We start from the raw sequence: 11,702 nt of genomic DNA on the forward strand, positions 1-11,702 counted from the left end.
CTTTAGGACTAGAGATTAATTTTCAAAATTATTGAAAGCTTTAGTTATAAGAATAGTTCTGAGTTATTCAAGAAAATATCTATAGAGTAATTGACCTTGAATATATACCTTATAGCTATGTCTTAGGTTTAAGAGTTACTAATGTATGCTATACAATTCGGAGCTGTATAATGCTTTAATAAGACTATTGCTTTAGCTAATTTATGATGGAGTATTTGAAGATGGTTGAGAGAAAGTTAACATGATTAAAAATCTAAATTATTATAGCTTAAGATTGCTTCAATTTATTATTAGACTTTAGTGTAATTGTGTATTATTTAAAGGGAGGTAGGAATTTTAATGGCTGAAAAGAAAGCAAGTGTAAAATTGAATAAAGATTTTAAAGTTGCTGATATTGATGATAGAATTTATGGTTCCTTTATTGAACATTTAGGTAGAGCGGTTTATACAGGTATTTATGAGCCAGACCATCCTACAGCTGATGAAGATGGCTTTAGAGAAGATGTAATGGAATTGATAAAAGAGTTAGATGTACCTATTGTTCGTTATCCTGGAGGAAATTTTGTTTCTGGGTATAACTGGGAGGATGGAGTAGGACCTGTAGAAGATAGACCAAATAGACTTGAGTTGGCTTGGAGGACTATCGAGACAAATGAGATTGGTACCAATGAATTTATGAAATGGGCTGAAAAAGCTGGTACTGATGTTATGATGGCTGTTAACTTAGGGACTAGAGGGATAGATGCAGCTCGTAACTTAATTGAATATTGTAATCACCCTGGAGGTAGTTACTATAGTGATTTAAGAAAAGAGCATGGTTATGAAAAACCATACAATATTAAAACATGGTGCTTAGGAAATGAAATGGATGGACCATGGCAGCTAGGTCATAAGACTGCTGAAGAATATGGTCGTCTTGCTTGTGAAACTGCTAAGGTGATGAAGCAAGTTGATCCTGATATTGAATTTGTAGTTTGCGGAAGCTCCCATAGAAATATGCCAACTTTTGGAGAATGGGAAGCAACTGTTTTAGAGCATACTTATGAGCATGTAGATTATATCTCTTTACATCAATATTTTGGACATAGAACAGAAAATCTTCCAAAGTATTTGGCTAAATCTGTACAGATGGATGATTTTATCGATAGTGTCATTGCTATTTGTGATTATGTAAAGGCTAAAAAGAAGAGTGACAAAGAGATCTATCTATCCTTTGATGAGTGGAATGTATGGTTTCATTCTAATCAAGCTGATCAAGAGATGGAGCCTTGGGCGATTGCTCCTCCACAATTAGAGGACATCTATACTTTTGAAGATGCATTAGTAGTGGGTATGATGATGATGAGTTTATTAAAGCGTGCTGATAGAGTAAAGATGGCTTGTTTAGCACAATTAGTTAATGTAATTGCTCCGATTATGACTAAAGAGGGTGGAGATGCATGGAAGCAGACTATCTTCTATCCATATTACCATGGCTGTAAATATGGAAGAGGTACAGTATTAGAACCAGTTATCTCTTGTCCAACCTATGATACTGAAGATTTCAAAGAGGTACCTTTAGTTGATACTGTAACTGTTATGAATGAACAAAAAGATGAGTTAACTATCTTTGCAGTAAATAGAGACTTAGAAGATTCTTTAGTTTTTGAAGTAGAATTAAATGGTTTCGAAGATTATAGTGTGCTAGAGCATATTGTAATGGAAAGTGAAGATGTTAAAGCTAGAAATACAGCTGATAATCCTGATAATGTAACACCTCATACTGGAGGAAATGCAACAATTACAGGTGTTAAGATTGTAGCTGACCTACCTAAGCTTTCTTGGAATGTAATTAGATTAAAGAAGAATAATTAATTTAATAAAAATTGAAGGGGAGGGGATTTCTATTATGTTATCCCCTTTTCTTTAAAACATATAAATATTAATAAATTTTATAGATACTATAAATATTTTTGGGATTAATAAGTAGTCTGATATAAGGTTATAATAATTTACACTTGAATATTTATAGTCTCTAAAAAGTCTATTATTTTATAAAAATAAATTTTATTTTGATTAAATTTATTCAATAGTTATCTAGTATAGCTTAAATCTAGCTAACTTTAATATAGATTGATTGTATAGTTGAGGGTTTAGTTTTCCCCCTTAGCCCTCAATTTAACTAATTTAGATATCAGTCTGTTTTTGAATGATTTTAGGTAAAATTGCTTCCTTGACCATTATAAAATTATAAGTTACTATATAAATATATCGAGCTTTGATAGATATAGGTTAAATTTTTATTTATTAGAGTTAATTCATAATTGGACTAATTTGAATAATAAAAAAATTAAAATGATTATATAGGGGGACAGTAAGAATGGAAAAGAAAGCAAAGATGTATTTGGATAAAGAATTTATAATTGATAAAGTTGATGATAGAATTTATGGTTCTTTTATTGAACATTTGGGGCGTGCTATTTATACAGGTATTTATGAGCCGGATCATCCAACAGCAGATGAACTTGGTTTTAGAGAAGATGTAATTGAACTTGTAAAGGAATTAAATGTACCAATTGTTCGTTATCCTGGTGGTAACTTTGTTTCTGCATATAATTGGGAAGATGGCGTGGGTCCAAAAGAGAACAGACCTAAGAGGCTTGAAATAGCTTGGAGAACTCTAGAAACCAATGAAGTTGGAACCAATGAATTTGTTCAATGGGCAAATAAAGTTGGTGCTGAAACCATGATGGCTGTTAATTTAGGAACAAGAGGGATAGATGCTGCACGTAATTTAATAGAATATTGTAATTATCCTAGTGGCACCTATTATAGTGACCTAAGAAGAGAGCATGGCTATGAGCAACCCCATAATATCAAGACCTGGTGTTTAGGTAATGAAATGGATGGATATTGGCAGATGGGGCATAAGACTGCTCAAGAATATGGTCGTCTTGCCTGTGAGACTGCTAAGGTGATGAAACAGGTTGATCGTGATATCGAATTGATTGTCTGTGGGAGCTCTCATAGAGATATGCCTACTTTTGGAGACTGGGAGGCAACGGTTTTAGAGCATACCTATGAACATATAGATTATATCTCTCTTCATCAGTATTTTGGAAATAGAGAAAAGGATTTAGGGTATTATTTAGCCCAAAGCGTTGAAATGGATGATTTTATTGAATCTTTAGTAGCTATATGTGACTATGTAAAAGCAAAGAAGAGAAGTGATAAAAGGATAAACTTATCCTTTGATGAATGGAATGTCTGGTTTCATACTGGTAGACCAGATGAAAATTTTCAACCATGGTCTATTGCAGGCCATTTACTAGAAGACATCTATACCTTTGAAGATGCTTTAGTGGTTGGCTTAATTTTGATTACATTATTGAAGCATGCTGATAGAGTAAAGATAGCTTGTTTAGCTCAATTGGTCAATGTGATTGCTCCGATTATGACAGAGAAAGGTGGAGAAGTGTGGAAGCAGACTATCTATTATCCCTACCTTCATGCCACTAAATATGGAAGGGGTACTGTATTAAAATCTGTTATTTCTTCTCCTACTTATGATAGCTTCAAGGTGAAGGAAGTACCTTTGCTTGATGCTGTTGCAGTAATGAATGATGAAGAGGAGTTGACGATCTTTGCGGTAAATCGTGATCAAAAGGATTCTTTACCTCTATCCTGTGAATTGAGAGGCTTTGCTACTTATCAAGTAGTTGAGCATATTGTAATGGAACATGAAGATGTTAAGGCTAAAAATACAGCAGATAATCCTAATAATGTATTACCTCATACAAAGGGAGACGCAAAGGTTGAAGGGGCTAGAGTTGTAGCCAATTTGTCCAAGCTCTCTTGGAATGTGATTAGATTAAAAAAGAATAGTTAATTCTAGTTAAAAGAGGTTAAATAAATGCTATAGAGCTTTGCTCTTATATTTTTATTTGAAATAGCCAACTTGATAGTTGGCTATTTCCTTGACATTAATTACAATGGATGTTATAATTTATATAAATCTAAACGATTAGAAAATGGGTTTTTATTTTTAGTGCTAATCTAAACGGTTAGAAATATAACTTAATATCTGATTATAAATTTTTAATATGAGAATCCCCTAAATTCTTCTTATTACATTTTAGAGATATGTTTCTGATCGTTTAGTTCTTTATTACTGTTATAAGTTACTTAGATTAATTAAATACATAGAAGTCTTTCTTGGTTTTAAATTAGAGATATAAGTATAATAACTTTTATAAGATATAGAAGCAAATTTAATCAAAAGAGGAGGTGCAAGGGAAAACTTTAAGACTATAAGTCTAATAAGTCTAATAAGGTCTTGATCTTCAACAATAACTTCCAATAAAGGAGAGGTGTTCAATGAAGAGAAAGCTATTGATATTATGTCTAATCTGTACCTTAGTTATTAGTGTTAGTTTTATCCTATCAGGTTGTTCTGCAGGCAATAAAGAAGGTTCAAAGGAGAGTGCTTCATCAGATTCAGCAGTAGAGTTAGAAATGTGGACCTTTGTCAATGCACATGCTGATTATTATAAGAAGAAGGCTAAAGAGTTTAATGACTTACATCCGGAATTTGATTTTAAACTCAAAACCCAAACTTATCCTTATGACCAGATGCATGATAAGTTAAATATTGCCCTTCAAACTGGGATAGGTGGACCAGATATCTCTGATATAGAGATAGGTAAATTTCCTGGAATTGTTGCTAATAATAAAGAAGGCTTAGTCGATCTTACTTCGACAGTTGATAAGTATAGAGATGAGATTGTAGAAGCAAGGGTTACACCTTATTCATCTAATGGTAGAGTATATGGTATCCCTACTCATTTAGGAACTGGGGTAATGTATTATAATAAAGAGTTATTTGAAAAAGCTGGAGTTTCCCCAGAGAGTATAAAGACTTGGGAAGATTTTATTAAAGTCGGTAAAAAGCTTACTAAGGATACTAATGGAGATGGCAAGATAGACCAATGGATGACTGGTGTACCAACATCAGATTTTATGACTTTTAATGTGATGAGTAACCAATTAGGAAGTAATGTGTTTGATAAGGATGAAAATATTATACTTAATAGACCAGAAAACGTAAAGGTTTTAAAATATATGCAAGATCTTGTTCACAAATATAAGATAGCTAATCCAATACCTTTATATGATGACCAGAATGTCTATCGTGATTTAAATGATGGCAAGTATGCTGCAGTATTGGCGATGCCACAGTGGTATATGATTAGATTCACTGAATTTATGCCTGATTTAGAAGGAAAGGTATTGGTGCGTGGATTACCAAGCTGGGGTAATGAAGGTACTCGCTCTTCTACAGGAGGGGGAACTGGAACTGCTATAATGGCAACAACTGAGCATCAGGAGATTGCTAAAGAATTTTTAGAATATGCCAAGTTAACTAAAGAAGCAGGAGTTGAAATGTGGACAGAACTTGGTTTTGACCCAATTAGAAAAGATGCTTATGATAATCCTAAACTCTATGAACCTATTCCATTCTTTAACAATGAGAAGGTTATGGAGACAATTAGCGAGTTACAGTCTGAGATACAGCCATTATATTTATCAGGGCTTTATGCAAAGGCACGGGATATCATAAATCAAGAAGTACTATTTAATGCAATAGAGAATAACAAAGATCCAAAGAAGCTATTAGATGAAGCAACTAAAGAGTTAAAAGAAGAAAAAGCTAAGTAATTGAAAATCATACCTCTCTGGTCTTTAAGATCAGAGAGGATTATATAAGGAGGAATTTCTAGAATGATAAGAAAAATTCTTAACGATAAAAAGAAAGCTCCTTGGTTATTTATTGCTCCTTTTCTATTGCTCTTTACTGTTTTTAAAGTAGGACCTATTCTGTATTCAATCTTTTTGAGCTTTTATAAGATGAAAGGGTTAAATGGTGGAGAGTTTGTAGGTTTAAATAATTATGTTGATCTTTTTCATGATAGCAACTTCATCAAAGCTGTTGTTAATAATACCAAGTATATGATTGGTACTATGATTACCTTAATTCCATTACCATTGATTTTTGCAGTGTTGCTTGACTCTAAGCATTGCAAGGGAAAGACAATTTATAAAGCGATCTTGTTTATTCCTTCATTGACGTCTTTGGTAATAGCAGCAGCAGTTTTTAAGATATTATTATATGAAGGGGAGACAGGTATTGTAAACTCTTTATTAGGTCTTATCGGGATTCCTGCTCAAAAATGGTTGATTAGTCCTGGCTTAGCCATACCTGCAGTACTTTTAATTGCAACTTGGCGTTGGACAGGAATTAATATGATCTACTTTACCACTGGCTTGACAGGAATATCTAAGGAGATGTATGAAGCAGCTGCAATTGATGGTGCGAATATGTTACAGCGTTTTTACCATATTACCCTCCCGCTATTAAAACCTGTTATTATTTTTGTAGCAACTTTAAACTTAATTGGTGGTTATCAGTTATTTACTGAAGTCTATATGTTATGGAATGCTGGAGCTTCTCCAGACAATGGAGCTTTAACCTTAGCTGTTTATCTTTATAAAACTGCTTTTTCTTATTTTAAACTCGGCTATGCATCCACCATTGGTCTGGTTATGGGCTTGATTATATTGATTCTTACATTAGTTCAACTGAAATTTACTGGATTTTTCAAAGATGAAGTTTAATCCATATAAATAAGGAGTGGAACTATGAAAAAAAATATAAATTTAAAAAAGATATCATTAATAGTTTTCTTTAGTTTCGTCTGTTTTCTTTTCATTATCCCCTTTTATTGGATGGTTGTTTCTTCTTTTAAGCCATCAGGGGAGATCTTTACTAGTCAATTAAATCTTTTTCCTAAAGAACCTATTTTAGCAAATTATATTAATCTCTTTAAGACCCCTTTTGTTAAATGGTATTTAAATAGTTTGATTTTTGCTGGAGGATATGTATTCTTAGGATTATTTTTATGTAGTTTGGCAGCCTTTGCTTTTTCTAAATATGATTTCAAATATAAGAATATCATATTTATTGTCATAGTGGCTGCTCAAATGCTACCGATACACATTCAGATAATACCACTTTTTATTATGTTAAATAAGACTAGTTTGGTCAATACTTATACAGGTTTGGTCTTACCGATGATTGCTAATCCAATGGGATTATTTTTTGCTAGACAATATATGATAGGGATCGAAGATGATATTTTGAATGCAGCTAGGGTTGATGGTGCCTCAGAATGGCAGATATTTTATAAGATAGCATTACCAATCTCTAGACCTATGCTAGCGGCTTTAGCAATTTTATTCTCTATAGAGGCTTGGAATAACCTCTTATGGCCTTTGATAGTAATGAGAACTGAGAAGATGTTTACTTTAACTGTAGGTTTATCCTCTTTAATCGGTCAATATAGACCTCAGTATGGTCTATTGATGGCAGGGTCTTTCTTAGCTGTTCTACCAATCGTTTTATTCTTCTTGAAGATGCAGGAGCATTTTATTTCAGGTCTTACTGCAGGAAGTATAAAAGGGTAGAGCTTTGTTTTTAAAGTACTAAGTTTTTAGTTGTCGAAATTTTTAGTTAATTTTAACCAAAAAGGTAGTCGGTGTTTAAATCCACCGGCTTCAAACCCACTTACTTTACCTGTGATTGTTTAGATGATTAGTGGATTTAATCTTTTTATAACTTTGGAGGTTCTTATATCTGTTTATATATTACTTAAATTTTGGTTATTATGGGATTGTACGGATAACAGTACTAATGTTAGTTAGGATGAACTAAATTAATTGAGAGGAGGGATATTTAGATGGATAATAATTCAATAAAATATCCAACAGCTCCACCAGATTATCCTTTATATGATAAGAGGGTTTTAGAAGACAGGGCTAAGTGGATGATTACAAATGTACACGATCCAGCTATTTTTAAAGATGGGGATTGGTACTATACTTTTTCTACTGACTGTGAAGTAGATACTAAAGAGGTAAAGCCCGGTATACAGATAAGGCGTTCAAAGGATTTAATAAATTGGGAGTGGGTTGGCTATGCACTAGATGGAATTCCTGCAGATGCTAAAGAGTGGACAGCTGCTACTAACCTCTGGGCTCCTGAGGTAGTTAAATTCGGTGATGACTATTATCTTTATTATTCGGCCTCGCAATTTGGAACAAATATCTCTTATATTGGTTTAGCCAGGAGTAAGAGTGTTACAGGACCTTATATTAGTCAGGGAGAAGTCTTTAAAACCAAATCCAAAGATACTGCTAGATTTGGAACTACTCCTAATGCTATCGATGCTAATATTTTCTTCTCTAAAGAGGGAGATCCTTGGATGGTCTATGGATCATTCTTTGGAGGAATTTATGTCTCCCAAATTAATCCTAAAACCGGTAAGTTAGCTAACTATGGTGAAGGGGATTTGATTGCTAGAAGGAGTTCAGATGTTGATTCAGCGATTGAAGGACCCTATATAATCTATAATGAAGACTTTGATAAATATTATTTATTCGTCTCTTATGATTCGTTATTTAAGGATTATAACATTAGAGTTGGTAGGTCTGATAATATAACTGGACCCTATCTAGACTCTCAAGGTAATTGTATGACTGACATTGAGTTAAAGCCCCAATCCCGAGTGGGAAATAAGATTGTTGGTAGTTATTCCTTTGCTAGTGGTGATGGCTGGAAAATGCCAGGTCATAATTCGGTATTACAAGATGGTGCTGACTGTTACATTGTCCATCATGCTAGGGGAGGAAAAGATCCTAAATGGTCATACTTGCATGTTAGAAGGATATTATGGAGTGATGATGGCTGGCCTGTTGCTTCTCCAGAGAGGTATGCTGGAGAAGAAATTCAAAAAATTACAAGAGATAAGATAGTTGGAAAATGGGAACTAATTATTCTGGACCCCGACAATAATCTGCAATTAACTGCTAAAGAAGCTGAACTTTCAGATGATGGAAGGTTAGAATATAAAGCTAATGCTGGTTCTTGGAAGCTGATTGATGATTATACAATGGAAGTTAATTTGATAGTTGATAAGGTTGAAGAGGTTTATAAAGTTAAAATAATTCCAGCTTGGGACTGGGAAAATTGGAAGATGACCTTAGTCTTTACTGGATTAAATCAAGAGGGAGTAGCGATTTGGGGCAAATTTAAAGGTATATAAATGCTGCTTGATAATGGGGAAAGGGGATTTTATCAATGGAAGATGTAAGGCTATTAGAAGGAATCTTTAAGGATTCTCAAGATATTGGGAAAGAATATCTATTAGAGCTTGATGTTGATAGGTTAATGGCTCCTTGTTATGAGGCAGTAGATCAAGATCCTAAGAAACCTCGTTATGGAGGCTGGGAAGCAAGGCAGATCAGTGGGCACTCTTTAGGTCATTGGTTATCAGCAGCAGCCCAGATGTATCTGGCAACTAAAGATGAGAAGTTAAAGGAGAAGATCGATTATGCTGTTTCTGAGCTTGCTTATTTACAGAGCCTTGATGATAAAGGTTATGTAAGTGGTTTCCCTAGAAAGCCCTTCGATCAAGTATTTACTGGTGACTTTGAGGTGGATAACTTTAGTTTAGCCAATTGGTGGGTGCCCTGGTATAGTATCGATAAGATCTATGCAGGTCTAATTGATGTCTATCGTTATACTGCTAATCAGCAGGCTCTTGAAGTGGTTACTAAGTTGGCTGATTGGGCTAAAGAGGGCACTGATAATTTAACTGATGAAGAGTTTCAAAGAATGCTGACCTGTGAACATGGTGGTATGAATGAAACTATGGCAAATCTCTATGAAGTTACTGAAAATCAGGATTATCTTAATTTAGCTATCAGATTTAGCCACCAAGAGATATTAGAGCCTTTAGCTGAAAAGAAGGATGAGCTTCAAGGTAAGCATGCTAATACTCAGATTCCTAAGGTAATAGGGGCAGCTAAGATTTATGACCTTAATGGAAATGAAGATTTTAAGAACTTAGCATTATTTTTCTGGGAGCAAGTAATCAAGCATCGTTCTTATGTAATTGGTGGTAATAGTAGAAATGAGCATTTTGATGCACCTGATACTGAAAAATTGGGAGTTGCTACAACAGAGACCTGTAATACCTATAATATGATGCAATTAACAGAACAGTTATACTCATGGGACCATAAGGTTGAATATATGGATTATTATGAAAGAGCTTTGTATAATCATATCTTAGCTTCCCAAGACCCTGATTCTGGAATGAAGACTTATTTTGTAGCTACTAAGCCAGGTCATTTTAAGGTATACTGTACTCCTGATAATTCTTTCTGGTGCTATACTGGTACGGGAATGGAGAATCCTGCTCGCTATATCAGACAGATTTATTATCTAGATCAAGATGATCTATTTGTGAATTTATATATATCTTCTGAATTAGATTTAGAGGAAAGGGGAATTAAACTCCGTCAAGAGACTAAATTTCCTCAATCTGAACAGACTAAACTAGTATTTGAGAAGGCTAATGATGAATTATTGAAGCTAAATATTCGAGTTCCTAAGTGGATAGCTGGAAAGTTAACTGCTGTAGTTAATGGAAGTGAAGAGTATCAACAATCAGAAAATGGCTATTTGACTATAGAAAGAGAGTGGAAGCAAGGAGATACTATTGAGATTGAGCTACCAATGGATTTAAATCTGTATACTGCTATGGATGATGAACATAGGGTGGCAGTTATGTATGGACCGATTGTCTTAGTAGGTGCACTTGGTAAAGAGAAATTCCCTGAGAATGATATTATAGGAGATCATCTAATATACAATAATCATCCTGGGATTACAGTACCAACTCTGATAGTTGATGAGGCAGAGCTTAATGATTGGATTAAGCCAGTAGATAAAGAGCAGTTAGTGTTTGAAACGACTGCTATTGGTCAACCAGGGGATCAAAAGATAAAACTGCTTCCTTTTTATGATTTACACCATGAACGATATACAGTTTATTGGCAAAAGATGACTACTGAAGAGTATGAAACATGGTTGCAGGATAAGGAAGACTATCAAGAACAATTAGATGCTGCAACGATTGATGCTATAAATCCCCATGAGCAGCAACCTGAGATAGAACATAACTTAAAGACTGAAAATTCCTACTCAGATTATTCACTGGTAGCTGAAAAGGCATGGCGTGATGCTCGTGATGGTGGATTCTTCAGTTATGATGTGAAGGTTAAACCTGATGAACAAATGTACTTGATGGTAACTTATTGGGGTAGTGATATGTTTATCGGGATTGATGGTAAGCATTATGAACGTGATTTTGAGATTTTAGTAAATGATGAAGTGATTGCTAATCAGAGGCTAGAATGTAAGCATCCTGGAGAATTATTTGATGTATTCTATCCTATCCCTAAAGAGTTAACTCTTGGTCAAAAGCAGGTTGAAGTTAGATTTCAATCAAGTGAAGGGACCATAGCTGGCGGGGTTTATGAACTAAGAATCACTTCTGAAAGCTTGTAAGACTTTAATTCTCTTGTTTGAGATTGATGAACTGCAAAAGAATTGACCTATTGGTTAATTTTATATAATAACAATAATTACCAAAAATAAAGGAGGAACAAAAATGAAACCATTTAAAAATTTAGAAGTATGGTTTGTAACAGGAAGTCAACATCTATATGGTGATGATGTATTAAAAGAGGTTGCACAAAATTCTGAGGAGATTGCTAAATATTTTGATGCTTCAGAAGAAATTCCAGTAAAGGTTGTT

7 protein-coding genes and 1 pseudogene are annotated in these 11,702 nt (G+C 34.0%); all 8 read left to right on the top strand.

Annotated features, from left to right (window positions below; all coding sequences use genetic code 11):
* Positions 1 to 339 precede the first annotated feature (339 nt).
* Positions 340 to 1,854, top strand: coding sequence for an arabinosylfuranosidase ArfA (gene arfA / locus BX659_RS08315; protein ID WP_097017993.1), 1,515 nt, complete (start codon positions 340 to 342; stop codon positions 1,852 to 1,854).
* Between the two features lie 505 nt (positions 1,855 to 2,359).
* The gene (gene arfA, locus BX659_RS08320; protein ID WP_097017994.1) at positions 2,360 to 3,868 is read left to right on the top strand and encodes an arabinosylfuranosidase ArfA; all 1,509 of its coding nucleotides are present in this window, start codon (positions 2,360 to 2,362) and stop codon (positions 3,866 to 3,868) included.
* Positions 3,869 to 4,356: 488 nt separating this feature from the next.
* On the top strand, positions 4,357 to 5,697 hold the full coding sequence (locus tag BX659_RS08325; protein ID WP_097017995.1) for an ABC transporter substrate-binding protein: 1,341 nt from the start codon (positions 4,357 to 4,359) through the stop codon (positions 5,695 to 5,697).
* Positions 5,698 to 5,760: 63 nt separating this feature from the next.
* Positions 5,761 to 6,654 (top strand): carbohydrate ABC transporter permease, encoded by an 894-nt coding sequence (locus BX659_RS08330; RefSeq protein WP_097017996.1) that lies wholly within the window; start codon positions 5,761 to 5,763, stop codon positions 6,652 to 6,654.
* Positions 6,655 to 6,678: 24 nt separating this feature from the next.
* Positions 6,679 to 7,503, top strand: a complete 825-nt coding sequence (locus BX659_RS08335) for a carbohydrate ABC transporter permease (protein WP_097017997.1) — start codon at positions 6,679 to 6,681, stop codon at positions 7,501 to 7,503.
* Between the two features lie 272 nt (positions 7,504 to 7,775).
* Positions 7,776 to 9,140 carry an arabinan endo-1,5-alpha-L-arabinosidase gene (locus tag BX659_RS08340; protein ID WP_097017998.1) on the top strand — a complete coding sequence of 455 codons (1,365 nt, stop codon included), beginning with the start codon at positions 7,776 to 7,778 and terminating at the stop codon, positions 9,138 to 9,140.
* Positions 9,141 to 9,175: 35 nt separating this feature from the next.
* A complete protein-coding gene (locus tag BX659_RS08345; RefSeq protein ID WP_097017999.1) occupies positions 9,176 to 11,452 on the top strand; it encodes a glycoside hydrolase family 127 protein in 2,277 nt (758 codons plus the stop codon).
* Between the two features lie 103 nt (positions 11,453 to 11,555).
* A pseudogene (locus BX659_RS08350) lies at positions 11,556 to 11,702 on the top strand (L-arabinose isomerase); the annotation flags it as partial.

The organism is Orenia metallireducens (genome assembly GCF_003001995.1).
Classification (GTDB): Bacteria; Bacillota; Halanaerobiia; order Halobacteroidales; family Halobacteroidaceae; genus Orenia; species Orenia metallireducens_B.